14 protein-coding genes and 2 pseudogenes are annotated in these 16,063 nt (G+C 69.4%); 11 read left to right on the forward strand and 5 right to left on the reverse strand.

Features of this window, described 5'->3' with window-relative positions; translation table 11 throughout:
* The first annotated feature begins 3 nt into the window (after positions 1-3).
* From dnaK to QQK35_RS10035, 4 genes and pseudogenes are all read left to right on the forward strand, one after another.
* Positions 4-1,860, forward strand: coding sequence for a molecular chaperone DnaK (gene dnaK, locus QQK35_RS10020; RefSeq protein WP_284254028.1), 1,857 nt, complete (start codon positions 4-6; stop codon positions 1,858-1,860).
* Positions 1,861-2,481, forward strand: a complete 621-nt coding sequence (locus tag QQK35_RS10025; protein ID WP_284254029.1) for a nucleotide exchange factor GrpE — start codon at positions 1,861-1,863, stop codon at positions 2,479-2,481. It begins immediately after the preceding gene.
* Between the two features lie 8 nt (positions 2,482-2,489).
* A pseudogene (locus QQK35_RS10030) lies at positions 2,490-3,469 on the forward strand (DnaJ C-terminal domain-containing protein).
* Positions 3,470-3,482: 13 nt separating this feature from the next.
* Positions 3,483-3,899 carry a heat shock protein transcriptional repressor HspR gene (locus QQK35_RS10035; protein WP_284254031.1) on the forward strand — a complete coding sequence of 139 codons (417 nt, stop codon included), beginning with the start codon at positions 3,483-3,485 and terminating at the stop codon, positions 3,897-3,899.
* A gap of 31 nt (positions 3,900-3,930) precedes the next feature.
* On the opposite strand, the gene QQK35_RS10040 is transcribed toward QQK35_RS10035, so the two are convergent.
* The 5 genes from QQK35_RS10040 to QQK35_RS10060 all read right to left on the reverse strand — a co-directional run bounded on the left by QQK35_RS10040 (position 3,931) and on the right by QQK35_RS10060 (position 9,260).
* The gene (locus QQK35_RS10040; RefSeq protein WP_284254032.1) at positions 3,931-4,659 is read right to left on the reverse strand and encodes a GMC oxidoreductase; all 729 of its coding nucleotides are present in this window, start codon (positions 4,657-4,659) and stop codon (positions 3,931-3,933) included.
* Positions 4,659-5,951: a GMC family oxidoreductase N-terminal domain-containing protein gene (locus tag QQK35_RS10045; protein WP_284254033.1), complete on the reverse strand. Its 1,293-nt coding sequence runs from the start codon at positions 5,949-5,951 to the stop codon at positions 4,659-4,661. The genes QQK35_RS10040 and QQK35_RS10045 overlap by 1 nt, the downstream gene beginning before the upstream one ends.
* Complete coding sequence (locus QQK35_RS10050) at positions 5,948-6,829, reverse strand: carbohydrate ABC transporter permease (protein ID WP_284254034.1); 882 nt, start codon at positions 6,827-6,829, stop codon at positions 5,948-5,950. The genes QQK35_RS10045 and QQK35_RS10050 overlap by 4 nt, the downstream gene beginning before the upstream one ends.
* On the reverse strand, positions 6,826-7,803 hold the full coding sequence (locus QQK35_RS10055) for a carbohydrate ABC transporter permease (protein WP_284254035.1): 978 nt from the start codon (positions 7,801-7,803) through the stop codon (positions 6,826-6,828). The genes QQK35_RS10050 and QQK35_RS10055 overlap by 4 nt, the downstream gene beginning before the upstream one ends.
* A gap of 128 nt (positions 7,804-7,931) precedes the next feature.
* Positions 7,932-9,260 (reverse strand): ABC transporter substrate-binding protein, encoded by a 1,329-nt coding sequence (locus QQK35_RS10060; protein ID WP_284254036.1) that lies wholly within the window; start codon positions 9,258-9,260, stop codon positions 7,932-7,934.
* Between the two features lie 261 nt (positions 9,261-9,521).
* Between QQK35_RS10060 and QQK35_RS10065 the strand changes: the two are divergent.
* From QQK35_RS10065 to QQK35_RS10095, 7 genes and pseudogenes are all read left to right on the forward strand, one after another.
* Positions 9,522-11,677 (forward strand): annotated as a pseudogene (locus QQK35_RS10065) (ATP-dependent Clp protease ATP-binding subunit).
* A gap of 136 nt (positions 11,678-11,813) precedes the next feature.
* The gene (locus QQK35_RS10070) at positions 11,814-11,996 is read left to right on the forward strand and encodes a hypothetical protein (RefSeq protein WP_284254037.1); all 183 of its coding nucleotides are present in this window, start codon (positions 11,814-11,816) and stop codon (positions 11,994-11,996) included.
* Positions 11,993-12,394, forward strand: coding sequence for a type II toxin-antitoxin system VapC family toxin (locus QQK35_RS10075; RefSeq protein WP_284254038.1), 402 nt, complete (start codon positions 11,993-11,995; stop codon positions 12,392-12,394). The genes QQK35_RS10070 and QQK35_RS10075 overlap by 4 nt, the downstream gene beginning before the upstream one ends.
* A 561-nt stretch (positions 12,395-12,955) precedes the next feature.
* On the forward strand, positions 12,956-14,125 hold the full coding sequence (locus QQK35_RS10080; RefSeq protein WP_284254039.1) for a Gfo/Idh/MocA family protein: 1,170 nt from the start codon (positions 12,956-12,958) through the stop codon (positions 14,123-14,125).
* Positions 14,053-14,922 carry a GNAT family N-acetyltransferase gene (locus QQK35_RS10085; protein WP_284254040.1) on the forward strand — a complete coding sequence of 290 codons (870 nt, stop codon included), beginning with the start codon at positions 14,053-14,055 and terminating at the stop codon, positions 14,920-14,922. Before QQK35_RS10080 ends, QQK35_RS10085 begins: the two co-directional genes overlap by 73 nt.
* A gap of 42 nt (positions 14,923-14,964) precedes the next feature.
* Positions 14,965-15,237 carry a hypothetical protein gene (locus QQK35_RS10090; protein ID WP_284254042.1) on the forward strand — a complete coding sequence of 91 codons (273 nt, stop codon included), beginning with the start codon at positions 14,965-14,967 and terminating at the stop codon, positions 15,235-15,237.
* Between the two features lie 50 nt (positions 15,238-15,287).
* Positions 15,288-15,995, forward strand: coding sequence for an NAD-dependent epimerase/dehydratase family protein (locus QQK35_RS10095; protein WP_284254043.1), 708 nt, complete (start codon positions 15,288-15,290; stop codon positions 15,993-15,995).
* The last annotated feature ends 68 nt before the right edge of the window (positions 15,996-16,063 follow it).

Raw genomic sequence — 16,063 nt, forward strand, 5'->3', positions numbered from 1 at the left:
AACATGGCACGAGCCGTCGGTATCGACCTCGGCACCACCAACTCGGTCGTCTCCGTCCTCGAGGGCGGCGAGCCGACCGTCATCGCGAACGCGGAGGGATTCCGCACGACGCCGTCGGTGGTGGCCTTCACGAAGGACGGCGAGGTGCTCGTCGGCGAGACCGCGAAGCGCCAGGCCGTCACCAACGTCGACCGCACCATCGCCTCGGTCAAGCGCCACATGGGCACGGACTGGAAGGCGGAGGTCGACGGCAAGAAGTACACGCCGCAGGAGATCTCGGCGCGCATCCTGCAGAAGCTCAAGCGGGACGCCGAGCAGTACCTCGGCGAGGACGTGACCGACGCGGTCATCACCGTGCCGGCCTACTTCAACGACGCCGAGCGCCAGGCCACCAAGGAGGCCGGCGAGATCGCGGGCCTCAACGTGCTCCGCATCATCAACGAGCCCACCGCGGCGGCGCTCGCCTACGGCCTCGACAAGGGCAAGGAGGACGAGCTCATCCTCGTCTTCGACCTCGGCGGCGGCACGTTCGACGTCTCGCTGCTCGAGGTGGGCAAGGACGACGACTTCTCGACCATTCAGGTGCGCTCGACCGCGGGCGACAACCGCCTCGGCGGCGACGACTGGGACCAGCGGGTCGTCGAGTGGCTCATCAAGAAGTTCAAGGAGACCACGGGCGTCGACGTCTCGAAGGACAAGATCGCCCTGCAGCGCCTCAAGGAGGCCGCGGAGCAGGCGAAGAAGGAGCTCTCGTCGAGCATGTCGGCGAGCATCCAGCTGCCCTACCTGTCGCTCACCGAGAACGGCCCGGCCAACCTCGACGAGACCCTGACCCGCGCCCAGTTCGAGCAGATGACCTCCGACCTCCTGGACCGCACCAAGAAGCCGTTCCAGGACGTCATCAAGGAGGCCGGCATCAAGGTGGCCGACATCGCGCACGTCGTGCTCGTCGGCGGCTCCACCCGCATGCCCGCGGTCAGCGAGCTGGTCAAGAAGGAGACCGACGGCAAGGAGCCCAACAAGGGCGTCAACCCGGATGAGGTGGTCGCCGTCGGCGCCGCCCTCCAGGCCGGCGTGCTGAAGGGCGAGCGCAAGGACGTCCTCCTGATCGACGTGACCCCGCTGAGCCTCGGCATCGAGACCAAGGGCGGGATCATGACCAAGCTCATCGAGCGCAACACGGCCATCCCGACCAAGCGCAGCGAGACCTTCACGACCGCCGATGACAACCAGCCGTCGGTCGCCATCCAGGTCTTCCAGGGCGAGCGCGACTTCACGCGCGACAACAAGGCGCTCGGCACGTTCGAGCTCACCGGCATCGCGCCGGCGCCGCGCGGCGTGCCCCAGGTCGAGGTGACCTTCGACATCGACGCCAACGGCATCGTGGAGGTCTCCGCGAAGGACAAGGGCACCGGCAAGGAGCAGTCCATCAAGATCACCGGCGGCTCGTCCCTCCCCAAGGAGGACATCGAGCGCATGGTGCGCGAGGCCGAGGAGCACGCGGCGGAGGACAAGGCACGGCGCGAGAGCGCCGAGGTGCGCAACAACGCCGAGCAGCTCGCGTACTCGATCGACAAGCTCATCAAGGACAACGACGACAAGCTGCCGGATGACGTGAAGACCGAGGTGCAGGCCGACGTCGACGCGCTCAAGACGGCGCTGCAGGGCGAGGACGACGCGGCCGTGAAGACCGCGTTCGACAAGCTCAACACGTCGCAGACCAAGCTGGGCGAGGCGATCTACCAGAGCGGCCAGGCCGCGGAGGCCGGGGCCGGCGAGACCGCCGAGCCGGAGGCGTCGTCGAACGACGAGGACGTGGTCGACGCCGAGATCGTCGACGACGAGGAGCCGAAGAAGTAGATGGCCGACAAGGACGAGCACGAGAAGGAGCCCCGCTTCCGCGACAAGCGGAGGGTGGACCCCGAGACGGGCGACGTCCGTGAGCCGCAGGCCGAGGACGGGTCCCCCGCCGACGTGGAGTCGGCGGAGGACCTGGTCCAGGCCGAGGACGCGGATGTCGAGCTGAGCGACGACGACCTGGCGCTGCTCGCCGAGGCCGAGCGCGACCTCGTGGGCGAGTACCGCGAGCGCGCGGCCCGCGCGGAGGCGGAGCTGAAGAACTTCCGCACCCGCGTCGAACGCGACCGTCAGGCGAATCGCGACGCGGTCATCGCCGAGGTGATCCGCACACTGCTGCCGGTGATCGACGACCTCGACCGCGCCGACGCGCACGGCGACCTGACCGAGGGCAGCCCCCTCGCGCTCATCGCGTCGAAGCTCCGCGGCGGCTTCGAGAGGTACGGCCTGACCCGGGTCGGTGAGAAGGGCGAGCCCTTCGACCCGAAGTTCCACGAGGCACTCGTGCAGCTGCCGAGCCCCGACGCGACCAGCCAGACGATCGCCGACGTCATCGAGGTCGGCTACGCCCTCGGCGACCGGCTGATCCGCCCGGCCAAGGTCGCCGTCAGCGTTCCCGAGTAAGGAAGCACGTGGCCAGTCAGGACTGGTTCGACAAGGACTTCTACGCCGTTCTCGGCGTCAAGAAGGACGTGTCGGACGCGGAGCTGAAGAAGGTGTACCGCAAGCTCGCGCGGCAGTACCACCCCGATTCCAATCAGGGGGATGCGGCCGCCGAGTCGCGCTTCAAGGAGATCAGCGAGGCGTACTCGGTGCTCTCCGACAAGGAGCAGCGGGCCGAGTACGACCAGGTGCGGGCCATGGGGTCGGGCGCCCGGTTCACCGCGGGCGGCGCCGGCGCGGGCGGCTTCGAGGATGTCTTCGGCGGGATGTTCGGGCAGGGCGGCGGCCGCCGCACCGCCTACCAGCAGGCCGACTTCGACGACATCCTGGGCGGGATGTTCGGCGGCGGCCGGTTCGGCCAGTCGACGGGCGGCTTCCGCGGCTACGGCGGCCCGAGCCGGGGGCCGACGCGACCGCCGATACGACCCTGGACTTCGTGACCGCGATCCGCGGCGAGACCGTCAAGCTCACCATGCAGTCCGGGCGCGAGACGACGGTGAAGATCCCTGCCGGCGTCGCCGACGGGCAGAAGATCAAGCTCAAGGGGAAGGGACTGCCGAGCCCGGATGGCGGCCAGCCGGGCGACCTGATCCTCACGGTCAAGGTGCGCAAGCATCCGGTCTTCGAGCGCGACGGGCTCAACCTGCGCCTCGACGTGCCCGTGACCTTCGCCGAGGCGGCGCTCGGCGCGACGATCGAGGTGCCGACGTTCGACGGGGAGCCGGTCAAGCTGCGGATCGCGCCCGGCACCCCGAGCGGCCGCGTGCTGCGCGTGAAGGGCAAGGGCGTCACGACCGCGAAGGGGCAGGGCGACCTGCTCGCGACGGTCGAGATCGCCGTGCCGAGCCACCTCTCGGCCGAGGCGCAGCGCAAGCTCGAGGAGTTCGTCGAGACGCTCCCGACCGAGAACCCGCGCGACGACCTGCTCGCGAAGGCCCGGGCGAGCTAGGCGGGAGCGACCCATGGCCGATGTCGACGAGAACTCCCCGCTCTTCGCGATCGCGATCGCGGCCGAGCTCAGCAACATGCATCCGCAGACGCTGCGGCAGTACGACCGGCTGGGTCTCGTGTCGCCGCGGCGCACGGCGGGCCAGTCGCGCCGCTACAGCATGCGCGACGTGGTGCAGCTGCGGGAGATCGCGCGGCTGAGCGCGGAGGGGCTGAACCTGGAGGGCATCCGGCGCATCCTCGACCTCGAGAACCAGGTCGCGGCACTGCAATCGCGGGTGCGCGAGCTCGAGACGGCGCTCGCCGACGAGCTGCTGAACCGGCCCGGCCGGCGGGTCTTCGCGGCGCGGGAGTCCGGAGACGTGCTCCGGCTGCGCGCCGGTGAGCGCGTGCCGAAGCAGAACGAGGTGGTGGTCTGGCGCCCGTTCTGACGCCTTGTCGCCGGTTACTCGACCCGCTCCGTCAGGGCCAGTCGGCGAGGATCCGGTCGGCGACGCGCAGGCAGTTCGCGACGATCGTGAGCGTCGGGTTCACCGAACCGTTCGTCGGGTGCAGCGAGGCGTCGGCGACGTAGACCCGTCGCGCGCCGTGCAGGCGGCCGTCGGCTCCCGTCGCCGCGTGCGCCGGATCCTCGCCCATCCGAGCGGTGCCGGAGGAGTGCTCTCCCGCCGCGGATGCCGTCGCCGTCCTGCGCTGCATGCGTCGCGCGACCTCGGTCGCGCCCGACGCCTCCAGCCAGGTGATCGACTCGCGCGCCATTCCGGCCTCGATCTCGAGCGATGCGGGATGGGTGTCCTTGCGCAGACGAGCTCCGGGTGCGCCCCAGCGGTCCCGCGCCGATTCGGCGAGCGTGACGCGCGAGGTCGCGAGCGGTACCTCCTGGCCCATCCCGAACACACCGAACACGTTGCGGCGCCCCTCGCGCATCCACCGCTTGTGCTCCAGGCCCCAGCCCGGCACCCCGTCGGTGGGCGGGTCGGACGCCATCGTGAGCGGCAGCAGCGTCATGAGATCGACCAGCACCCCGCCGCCCCACGGGATGGTGTCCGCGTGCACGTGCTCGAGCGTCGCGACGGAGTGGCCCGGCCCGATCCAGGTCTTGGCGGGCGGGTCGATCACACCGAGCACGGTCGTGAAGCGGTGGTCGTGCAGGTAGCGGCCGAGGTGGTCGTTGCCGAGCCCGCTCGCCATCAGCAGCCGGGGGTCTCGACGGCGCCCGCCGACACGATCACGACGTCGGCCTCGACGACGAGCTCCCGCGGCGTCGGCGTCGACGCGTCGGCCATCACGCGCACCGTCGCGGTCGACTCGCCGTCCTCGACGCGCACCGCCTCCGCGTCGAGCAGCAGCTCGCACCGACCGGTCGCCAGCGCGAGGGGGATGAAGGTGTTGTGGGCGCCGTTCTTGGCATCCACCGGGCAGGCGTGCCCGACGCACTGCGGGCACCGCACGCAGGCGGCCCGCCCGTTGCGGGGCACGCTGTTGATCGCGAGCGGGATCGGTCCCCATCCCCAGCCGAGCGCCGCGGCGCCCGCGCCGAGCACCTCGCGCGACCGCTCGGTGCCCATCGCGGGCATCGGGTAGCGGGTGCTGCGACGCGTCCGGGCGGTCAGCGCGCCCTCGGAGCCGGCGACGCCGAGCTCCTGCTCCGCCTGGGAGTAGTACGGCTCCAGCTCGTCGTAGCCGACCGGCCAGTCGGCGAGACTCGCGCCCGCCGGATTGCCGTACTCGCTGGCCATGCGGAAGTCCTCGGGCAGGAATCTCCAGGCCATGCCCTGCCAGATCCGGGTGCCGCCGCCGGGCAGCATCGCGTTGAGGCCGTAGCGGGCCGCATCGCCGTCACCGTCGATGACCGTCTCGCCACCGTCGTCATCGACGTGGATGCGGGGATGCCCGGCCCCGGGACCCGCCGACGGCCGGTACACCGCGTTGCGCTTGTCGTGGAGGTGGTCGCCGCGCAGCTCCGAGTTCGGCTTCCACGCCGCGCGCTCCAGGAGCAGCACGTGCTTGCCCGCGGCGGTCAGGGAGCGCGCGACGGCACCGCCGCCGGGGCCCGAGCCGATGACGATCGCGTCGTAGCGGCGCCGGACGCGGCGGGAGTCGACGGTGCGCGGAGCCGGGGCGTCGATCGGCGTGACGCCCGCCGGCACATCGTGGAAGCCCACCATGCGCAGGCCCTCCGGGTCCCGGCCGCCCGACGATGCGTAGAAGCCCTCCCAGCAGACCCGCTGGAGCGCCCGGAACTCGATCGCGCCCTCCGGATGCTGCGCGGCGGCCGCGAGGGCGGCATCCTGATCGGCCTCATCGAGTTCGGCGAACCCGGGGCCCAGGCGCGCGGCGAGGGCCGAGAGCAACGGACGCGCCCAGTCGAGCTCCGGGCCGGCCGACTCCAGGTAGGCGCCGACTCCGCCTGCCCAGCCGGCGCGCCAGCCGTCGGCCGGGATGACCCGGTCGACGGCCGCGCGCAGGGTGCGCTCGCTCACCTTCCGGCGAGCGAGCCGCCGATGCCGCCGACGCTGAAGTAGCGGTTGAGCAGCGCGAAGATCAGCACGGGCGGGATCATCATCACGACCGCCACGGTCATGACGAGGCCCCAGTTGGCCTGGTTCTGCTGGAAGAAGCTCTGGAGCCCGACCGGCAGGGTCTTCACGGTGTCCGACTTCAGGAACACCGATGCGATGAGGTAGTCGTTCCAGGCGAGCAGGAAGCAGAAGATCGCCGTCGACAGGATGCCGGGTAGCGAGTTGCGCAGGACGATCCGCGTGAAGCTGCCCAGCACGCTCGTGCCGTCCATCCAGGCGGCCTCCTCGAGCGTGATCGGGATCGAGTCGAAGTAGGCGGCCATCATCCAGGTCGCCACCGAGAGGGTGCTGCCGACGTAGACGATCGTGACGCCGAACAGGTTGTCGACGAGCCCGAACTGGGCGAACAGGATGAACAGCGGGATCACCGCGGTGACCACCGGCAGGGACTGCACGATGAACAGCACGAGCGAGTACCCCGACACGAAGCGGTTGCGGCCGCGGGAGAGCACGTAGCCGGCCGGCGCCGCCACCACGACGGCCACGACGACGGTCGCGAGGGTCACCGTGAGGCTGTTGGTCAGCCAGGTGAGCACGCCCGTCTCGGTGAACGCCTTCGCGTAGTTCTCGGTCGTGAAGCCGGTCGCCGAAGACCCGAGCGACGGGGTCAGCGAGAGCACCACGACCGCGACGATCGGGATCAGCACGATGCCCGTGATGACGATGATGCCGATGAACCGGCCCCACTTGCCGCGGGCCCCCGGGACCATCGGCTTGCGCGCGCGCGTGTTGACTCCGACCTCGAGCCTGCCGGTCAGGGAGACGTCAGGGGTAGTCATTCGATGTTCACCTTCCGGATCTGGCGGTACAGGACCACCGAGATGATCACGAGGACCAGGGTCATGAGGAACGCGATCGCGACACCCGGACCGGTCTGGTAGTTCTGGAAGACCGTGACGTACGCCATGACGACGAGCGTCTGCGTCGACTGCACGGGGCCGCCTCCGGTCAGCAGGAAGATCGTCGGGAAGTCGTTGACGCAGAAGATCGTCATGAGGATCCACGAGATGTACGTCGTGCGCGAGATCATCGGCAGCGTGATCAGACGGAAGGTCTGCCACGGGCCGGCGCCGTCGACCTTCGACGCCTCGTAGACGTTGGTGTCGACCGAGGCGAGCGCCGACGTCATCATCATCATCATGAACGGGAAGCTGATCCAGACCTTGTAGACGCAGACCAGGATCTGCGCGAGCGTCGGATCGGCGAGGAACAGCGGGTTGCCGAGGCCGAAGAAGTTCGCGATGACCGGAAGCGGCGACTGCGGCGTCGCCACGAGCCAGTTCCAGGCGGTCGCGGAGACCACGATCGGAACGACCCACGGCAGGAGCAGCAGCACCCGGAACAGTCCGTTGGCGGGGATCCTGGTGCGCAGCAGCAGCGCGAGGGCCAGGCCGATGGCCCACGATCCGAACACCCCGACGAGGGTGAAGATCAGCGTGAACAGGGCGGCGTGCCAGAACACCGGCTGCTGCAGCACCGTGAGGTAGTTCTGCCCGCCGACGAAGTCGCCGGCGGAGAGCAGGTCGCCGTTGCGGGCGGACTGCACGCCGGCGTAGCCGACGGGGTAGACGTTGAGGAGGACGAGCAGGATGAGCGAGGGGAGGGCGAACAGCAGCAACGTCGTCGAGCGCGAACGGTGCCCCGGCATCCGGTTCGAGTTGCTCGGCTTGAACTGGACGGGCCGGCCCGCTCCGCCGTTGCCGACACCGCGGCGGGCCCGCCCGATGCCCCGCGTGATCGTCTCAGTCGACATGGGGCCGCCTCTCGGCGGCGATGGGCTGGGTCACGTGCGTCATTGCATTACTCCTCGTCGGTGAAGCCCGCGGCCCCGAGGATACCCCGGGGCCGCGGAGCCCGATCGCGAACCTGTCGCAGGTCGGACTACTTCATCAGCCCTTCGATGCCGCTCTGGAGCGTGGTCAGAGCCGACTTGGCGTCGGTCTTGCCGCCCAGGATGGCCTGCGTGAAGTTGAGCATCGGCTGCGTGCCGTCCACCGTGTTGGCGATGTTGGCGAAGAGGCCGTTGCCGCCCGGAGCCGCCCACGTCTTGAAGATGGGGTTCCAGTCGTTGAGGATCTTCACGTTGTTCGCGTTCGACTTGAACTCGTCGGTGTCCGCGATCGACTTGAGGGGCGGCAGACCGATACCGGTGTTCTCGGTCCACAGCTCCTTCATGTTCTTGTAGTAGTACGTGACGAACGCCTCCGACCCCTCCTGGCTGGGGGTGTTGGTGTACATCATGATGTTGTTCGGGAAGTACAGACCGCCCTTCTTGCCGGACGGGCTGGTCAGCGGGTCCGCGACGACGAGGTCGCTCGCGACATCGCCCACGGCGCCGGCCGGCAGGCCCGCGCCGTCCCAGCCGTAGCCGAACCGCTTGGCCTTCCACTGCGCCTGCACGTTGTCGGACGTGTAGGTCGCCGCGGCCGGGTCGGAGTAGCCGTTCTTCACGAGCTCGAGGATGAACTCGATCGCCTCGATGTTCTCGTCGGTGACCGCGTCGGGCTCCTGCTTCTTGTTGAACAGGCCGCCGCCGTTGTTGATCATGAAGGCGGTCATGATGTGGCTGCCGGTGAAGGAGCCCGCACCCGACCCGAGGCCGAAACCGTACACGCCGATCTTCTTCAGCTTGGCGCAGACGGCCTTGTACTCATCCCACGTGGTCGGCACGTCGGCGCCGGCCTGCTGCATGAGCGCCTTGTTGTACCAGGCGACGCGCACGTCGAGGTTGTACGGGACGGCCGCGTAGCCCTTGTCCGTCTTCATGGTGTCGAGCAGGCCGTCGAGGAAGTCGTCCTTGAGGCCGTTCGACTCCCACGACTTGATGAGGTGGTCGGCGTAGGCGATCTTGCCCTGCGCGGCGAACTGGAACGCCTGCGTGCCGCCGCCGGAGCTGACCGCCGGGCCGGTGTTCGAGGCGATCGCGGAGGAGAACGTCTGGGTGAAGTTCGCCCACTGGATCTCCTGGTAGGTCGCCGCCGGGAGGCCGCTCTTCGGCTTGTAGGCCAGCGTGATCTTCTTGTCGGTCGGGTTGAACTTCGTTCCACCCCACGGCATGTTCCAGAACTTCAGCGGCTTGCTGCTGCCGCCTCCGCCTCCGCCGCCCGCGCCGCTGGGCGAGCACGCGGCGAGGATCGCCGCAACGCTCACACCACCGGCGACGCCGAAGAATCCGCGTCGGGTGAAACTCGCACCGTTCTGTGATGGCATCGTCGCCTCTTTCTGATCTTGGTGGACCGCGTCCAGGGCGGCCCTCTCTGCATTGAGGGATCAGCCGGCGCCCTGGTCGGGTGCCGGGTCTTCTTAGTAGACCAGTCAACCGGGAGCCGGTCAACGACAAATTCGGACAAATCGCGAAAACTTTCGCGATCGGCGCGGGCGGTCGCCGCCGCCAGTGGCGGAATATAGCCGCGATCGGTAAACTTGAGTCAAACAGACTCAGTTTTTGACGACGTCGCGCAAGGAGACGATGTGGCCAACATGCAGGGCGCGCCCTCCAGCCAGGAGGACCAGAAGAGCGCCCTCGAGCAGTACGGCGTGAATCTCACCGAGATCGCCAAGAGCGGCAAGCTCGACCCGGTGATCGGGCGGGATGCCGAGATCCGCCGGATCAGTCAGGTGCTGACCCGGCGCACCAAGAACAACCCCGTGCTCATCGGCGAGCCCGGCGTCGGCAAGACCGCCGTCGTCGAGGGCTCGCGCAGCGCATCGTCGCGGGCGACGTCGCGGACTCCCTCAAGGACAAGCAGCTCGTGTCGCTCGACCTCGCGGCCCTCGTGGCCGGCGCGAAGTACCGCGGAGAGTTCGAGGAGCGGCTGAAGGCCGTGCTGAAGGAGATCGACGAGTCCGACGGCCAGATCATCACCTTCATCGACGAGCTGCACACGCTCATGGGTGCCGGCGGCGGCGAGGGCTCGGTCGCGGCCGCGAACATGCTGAAGCCGATGCTCGCCCGAGGCGAGCTGCGGCTCATCGGTGCGACGACGCTCAACGAATACCGCGAGTACATCGAGAAGGACGCCGCCCTCGAGCGCCGCTTCCAGCAGGTGTACGTGGGCGAGCCGAGCGTGGAGGACACGATCGCGATCCTGCGCGGGCTCAAGGAGCGATACGAGGCGCACCACAAGGTGACGATCGCCGACAGCGCCCTCGTCGCGGCGGCGTCCCTCTCCAACCGCTACATCACCGCTCGGCAGCTGCCCGACAAGGCGATCGACCTCATCGACGAGGCCGCGTCGCGGCTCAAGATGGAGATCGACTCGAGCCCCGTCGAGATCGACGAGCTCAAGCGCGCCGTCGACCGGCTGAAGATCGAGGAGCTCGCGCTCAAGAAGGAGAAGGACGACGCGTCGAAGGCGCGGCTCGAGAAGCTGCGCGACGACCTGCGCACGATGGAGGCGGAGCTCGGCGTGCTGCAGGGCCGCTGGGCCGCGGAGAAGGCCGGCCTGCATTCCGTCGGCGACCTGAAGACGCAGCTGAACGACGCGCGCATCCAGCTCGACCGGGCGATGCGCGAGGGCGACTACCAGACGGCGTCGAAGCTCAACTACGAGACCATCCCCGGCATCGAGCACAAGCTCGGCGAGGCGGAGCAGGTCGAGCAGCAGGGTCCGCGGATGGTCAACGACCAGGTGACCGACGAGGACATCGCCTCGGTCGTCGCCGCCTGGACCGGCATCCCCGTCGACAAGCTGCGCCAGGGCGAGCAGGAGAAGCTGCTGCACCTCGAGCAGGAGCTCGGCAAGCGGCTCATCGGGCAGAAGGACGCCGTCCGCGCCGTCTCCGAGGCCGTGCGCCGTACGCGCGCCGGCATCTCGGATCCCGACCGGCCGACCGGCTCGTTCCTGTTCCTCGGGCCGACCGGCGTCGGCAAGACCGAGCTCGCGAAGGCGCTCGCCGAGTACCTGTTCGATGACGAGAAGGCGCTCGTGCGCATCGACATGTCGGAGTACGGCGAGAAGTTCTCCGTCTCGCGGCTCGTCGGGGCCCCTCCCGGATATATCGGATACGAGCAGGGCGGGCAGCTCACGGAGGCCGTGCGCCGGCGCCCGTACTCGGTGATCCTGCTCGACGAGGTCGAGAAGGCGCACCCCGAGGTGTTCGACATCCTGCTGCAGGTGCTCGACGACGGCCGGCTGACGGATGGTCAGGGCCGCACCGTCGACTTCCGCAACACGATCCTGATCCTGACCTCCAACCTCGGCAGCCAGATCCTCGTCGACCCGTCGATGCCGTGGCAGCAGAAGCAGGAGGCCGTGCAGGACCTGGTGCGTCAGGCCTTCAAGCCCGAGTTCGTGAACCGGCTGGACGACATCGTCGTGTTCGCTCCGCTCACCCACGACGACCTCGGTCAGATCGTCTCGCTGTACGTCGACCGGCTCGAGCGCCGGCTCGCCGAGCGCCGGCTGCAGCTGGCGGTCACCCCCGAGGCGCGCGCCTGGCTGGCCGAGCGCGGCTACGACCCGATCTACGGGGCGCGGCCGCTGCGCCGGCTCATGCAGCACGAGATCGACGACCGCCTCGCGAAGGCCCTGCTCGAGGGCGTCATCCGTGACGGCGACACCGTGCGGGTCGACCTCGAGGCCGACGGTCTCGCGGTGTCAAGGTTCGAGGCCGCCGCGGTCTGACCGGCGCATGCGATCGTGCATGCTATTTTGTATGCATGGTGGCCATCCAGGTGCGGGACGTCCCCGACGACGTGCGCGAGGCGCTGGTCGGCGAGGCACGGCGGCGGGGGTCTCGTTGCAGGTGCTCCTGCAAGACGTGCTCGCACACGAGGCGAAGATGGCGCGCAATCGTGCCTGGTTGGCCGAGATGCGGAAGGGTCCCATCGCACGGATCGACTCGTCCGCTGAGAGCACGGTCGGCCTGATCCACCGCCTGCGCGACGAGCGGACGCAGCAGATCCTGGATGCGGTCTTCCCGCCGCCGAATGAGACGGCATGACCGTCGCGGTCGATGCGTCGGCGGTCGTCGAGATCCTGGCCGGCGATGACGACCGGCGCCGGGCCGCGATCCTGGGTGCGGCTGGCAGCGACCCGCACTGGGTCGTTCCCGAGCACTTCCTGCTCGAGGTGATCAGCGCCCTCCGCGGGCGACTGCTCGGACATCACATCGACCGAGCGCAGTTCGCATCGGCGGTCGTGGCACTGCGGGAGTTCGAGTTCGACGTCTGGCCGACCGCCGGTCTCCTTCCGCGCATCGTCGAACTCACCGACGACGCGGCTCCGTACGACGCCGCGTACCTCGCGGTGGCCGAGGAACTCGGATGTCCACTCGTGACGGCCGACGGAAAGCTGGCCCGTGTGCCCGGCATCACCTGCCGCGTCGTCGGCTGGGAGTAGCGCGCGGATCAGACGGCTCGTCCGCCGGTCTGCACGAGCCCAGGTCGAGGCGCCGCGTCGCGGGCGTCGTGCCAGCGGGGCCGCGCCGCAGGCTCTGGCGCCGGTCTCCGGGAGCTGAGCGACCCGACCCCCGCCTGGATCACCGGAATCCGTGCTCGTCGCGCGGCGCGCGACCCACGGTTTCTGGCGTGCAGACGCGGAGACGTCCCGGGGAGACGCCCGAGATGACGCACGTGTGCGCGGTTGGGCGTTTTCGGAGGCCGCCGGGCCGAGAAAAGTGCGACAAGCGCCCGATCCCGCGCGAAAGCCCTCATCGAGTCAGCGAAACGCTCATACGGCATGAGCAATTGATCAGTCTTGCCCCCGCGGCGATTCGGCCGGTCGTAGTGTGACAAATCCTGTGGCATCGAGGCCAGGTGGGTCGATGCCGGTTCCGAGCGAACCGCCGAGCCGACCAGATGGGGGACCTTCCCGTGGCCTTCGATCATCCCCTCCGGATCGCGGCGCGTCTCCGTCCATGAGAGGCAGTCCGCTCCGCAGGCTCCGCTTCGTGGATCGGGCGTGGTCCCGGTGAACACGTATCGCGTGGCGATCGTCGGCACCGGCGAGATCGCATCCGAGCACGCGGCGGCTCTCCGGCGGCTGAGCGACCGCGCACGCCTGGTCGGGGCCGTCGATGTCGACGAGGCACGCGTCGCGGAGTTCGCGCGCCGGTGGGACGTGCCGAGTTCGTTCGAGGCCCTCACCCGCCTGCTCGCGTCCGAGACGCTCGACGTGGTCCACATCTGCACGCCGCCCTCGACCCACGTGCCCCTCGCGCTCGAATGCCTGAGTGCCGGGGTCGTCCCCCTGCTCGAGAAGCCGCCGGCTCTCTCGCTCGAGCAGTTGGATGCCCTCCTCGACGCCGAGCGGCGGTCCGGGGTGCCCGTCGCGGTGGTGTTCCAGCATCGCTTCGGCGGTGTTCCGGTTCGTCTGCGTGAGGCGCCCACGAGAGCCGCCCTGGGTCGGCCTCTCGTCGCGACGTGCAACACGCTCTGGTTCCGCGACGACGAGTACTACGCCACTCCGTGGCGAGGCAGCTGGGCGAGCGAGGGAGGCGGTCCGACGATGGGCCACGGCATCCACCAGTTCGACCTCCTCCTGTCGATCCTCGGGGACTGGCAGCTCGTGACGGCCCTGGCAGGACGCCAGTCGCGGCCGACCGAGACCGAGGACGTCTCCGCGGCGGTGGTGCGCTTCGCGAACGGCGCGATCGCGACGATCCTCAACTCGCTCGTGTCGATCCGGGAGACGAGCTACCTGCGCATCGACTACGAGAACGCGACGGTCGAGCTCGAGCATCTGTACGGGTACACCGACGCCGACTGGAGGGTGACGGGCCTCGATGGGCGCGCGCTGCCCGCGTTGACGGCGAGCCGGGAGGGCGCCGAGACCTCGAGCCACGTGAGCCAGCTGCGAGCGGTGCTCGACGCTCTCGATCGGGGCGACGCACCCCCGTCACCCTCGCCGACTCCCGCCGGTCGCTCGAGCTGGCGGCAGCGATCTACGCATCCGCGTTCGGCGGCGGGGCGATTCGCCCCGGCGACATCGCGGCGGGCACCCCTTCTACTCGAGCATGCAGGGCACGGGTGCCCCGTGGCTCGATGCAGGTCGACAGGATGGCTGAGGTCACGTCGGGCGAGACCATCCGGCCCCTGCAGGAGGCGGACCTCGAACGGCTGGAGGAGCTGAGCGGCCAGGTCGGGTTCAATCAGACACGTGCCGACTGGAAGCGACTGCTCCGGCTGGCGCCGGACGGCTGCTTCGCCGCCACACGGGGAGGTCGCGTCGTGGCCACCACCACCACGACCGCGTATGCCGGGCGACTGGCCTGGGTCGGGATGGTCGTCGTCGACGAGTCGTTCCGTCGTCTCGGAATCGGAAGCCGTCTCGTCGAACACGCCCTGAACCATCTCGACTCGGCCCACGGCATCCGGAACGTGGCTCTCGACGCCACCGTGCTGGGCAAGCAGGTCTACGACCGATACGGCTTCGTCGAGCAATACCAGGTGCATCGCCTGCACGGGGAGGCGAGTGCGGTGGATGCGACGACCCTGGTGGGGGTGCGACCGATGTCGCCGACGGATCTGCCAGCCGTGACGGCCATGGAGAGTGCGGCGCTGGGCGTGCCGCGTGCCACCCTGCTCGAGGACCTGTGCCGCACGTTCCCCGAGGGGTGCTCTGTCGTCGAAGACGAGGGCCGGCTGATCGCGTGGTCCTTCCGTCGACCCGGAGCACGGCGCTGGCATATCGGCCCCGTCGGAGCCCGCGATCAACGGGCCGCCGATCTCGCCTTCCAGGCCGCGATCTCTCCCATCCCGGGCGCACCGATCGAGCTCGATGTGCCGGAGGGTCCGAGGCGCGCGCATCTCGCGAAACGATTCGCGCTGACGACCGCCCGCTCATTCGCCCGCATGGTACGCGGGCCGTCGCTGCCCGACCCCGACGGGGGCACTGGATACGCCACCGTCGCTCCCGAGCTGGGCTAGCGATTCCCGTCCGACCCCACCCTGTCAGTGAAGGAGAATCCCTTGCTCAGCCACCCTGCCGACGAGGAACAGCTGGACCGCCTGCTCGGCGTCCCCTCACCCGGGCTCGTGTCCGACATGTCGAGGCTCAGCGGGGATCTCGTGATCCTCGGAGCCGGCGGCAAGATGGGACCGAGCCTGTGCCTCGCCGCCCGCAACGCACTCGACACCGCCGGCAGCACGGATGCCCGTGTCATCGCGGTCTCCCGCTGGAGCGACCAAGGCCTCGCCGACCGGCTGGAGGCGGGGGCGTCGAAGTCGTCCGCGCCGAACTGAGTCCGGATGCCGACCTCTCGGGATTGCCGGAGGCCGAGAACGTCGTGTACATGGTCGGTGCCAAGTTCGGCAGCGACGCGAATCCGAGCGGAGCGTGGATGACCAACTGCGTGCTTCCGTCGGTGGTCGCACGCCGCTATCGCGCCTCCAGGCTCGCCGCGTTCTCGACCGGGAACGTCTACCCGTTCACGCCCGTCACCGGTCTCGGATCCACGGAGGACTCACCGACCGCGCCCGTCGGCGAGTACGCGATGAGCTGCCTCGGACGGGAGCGGGTCATCCAGGCGGCCTCGCTGAGCGGCGGCCTCCGCGCGTCCATCATCCGGCTAAACTACGCGGTCGAGCCGCGCTACGGAGTGCTGTGCGACATCGCGCAACGCGTCCTCGCCGGTTCCCCCGTCGATCTCTCCGTGGGCTTCGTCAACGTCGTCGCGCAGCGGTACGCGAACGAGGTCGCTCTGAGATCGCTCCTGCTCGCCGACAGCCCGCCGCGCATCATCAATCTGGCCGGCCCCGAGATCCTCTCCGTCCGTGCGATCGCCCTTCGATTCGGCGAGCTGCTCGACCGCGAGGTCGTGTTCTCCGGACAGGAGGGCGAGACCGCCCTGCTCTCGAACGCCGCCACGTGCCACTCGCTGTTCGGCTACCCCGACCTCGCGGCGGGCGCGCTGATCGAGATGCAGGCCGATTGGCTTCTCGCCGGCGGCCGGGTGCTCGGCAAGCCGACGAAGTTCGAGCGCAATGACGGGAGGTTCTGACGTGACGGGATCCGGCTCCAGGAGCGCGGCATCGGAGGCGCTGGCACGGGGCACCGTGATCCCGGCGC

It is taken from the genome of Pseudolysinimonas kribbensis (assembly GCF_030161895.1).
GTDB classification, from domain to species: Bacteria; Actinomycetota; Actinomycetes; order Actinomycetales; family Microbacteriaceae; genus Pseudolysinimonas; species Pseudolysinimonas kribbensis.